This is a genomic window from Cupriavidus sp. 01L45 (genome assembly GCF_056399885.1).
Genome location: NZ_JBFTSG010000166.1, coordinates 1 through 678, shown reverse-complemented (window position 1 = coordinate 678; position 678 = coordinate 1). Strand labels below are relative to the sequence as shown.

Sequence of the window (678 nt, the reverse complement as noted above, 5' to 3'; positions counted from 1 at the left end):
GCGAAGATTGCGCCAGAAATGGCGCGAATTGGGTGCCATGCGGCCCCAAATCGGGCTCAAACCACCCCCGCTCTCCCGCATCGTGAGAGTCGGATGTCAAACAAGCGCTGACGCTCCGCTTAGCGGCTATTGATCAGCGATTCCCTAGGGCAAGGTTCGAGATCGACAAGCAGTTCGGCGAGGGCTATGCCGACAAGAATCCTGCACTGGTCGCCGCCTTCATGCAGACGGCGGCCGCAGATTTCGGCGTGATGGCGACTGCCAAGGTGATTGGCCAAACCTTGGAGGAAATCGCGGGTAGCCTGCGCGAGATCGCGCACGCCGTCGAAGACCTGGAGCCTCGCTGATCGCGCACCTTGAGCAAACGCCCCTTCGACAGGGGCGTCCACAACCGTCAGGCCCGCGAAATCTCCTCCAGGGTCGCCCGGTCGCTCGCAAATAGCAAGCGTGCCGCGTGCTGAATGGCCGCATAGTCCCAGTAGGTTGCCCCGCAAGGTCCAGCTATTTCCAAAGGTGGCCTGTGGTATCCGGGGTAGCTTTGATTTCGGTGCAATTTGCGACGGTTCGCAAGCCCAGCATCAGCGCGGACGGGCCATCGTAAGCTATTGATTAATAGAGGATTTCTGTTTGGCCATCGATCAACCGCAAACGGCGTCATTGCGAGCTCGATTTCAGCCC

Annotated in this window: 1 protein-coding gene; it reads left to right on the top strand. The window is 59.7% G+C overall.

Features of this window, described 5'->3' with window-relative positions; genetic code table 11:
* The first annotated feature begins 221 nt into the window (after window positions 1-221).
* Window positions 222-347, top strand: a complete 126-nt coding sequence (locus tag AC1DT6_RS40555) for a hypothetical protein (protein WP_477115628.1) — start codon at window positions 222-224, stop codon at window positions 345-347.
* Window positions 348-678 lie beyond the last annotated feature (331 nt).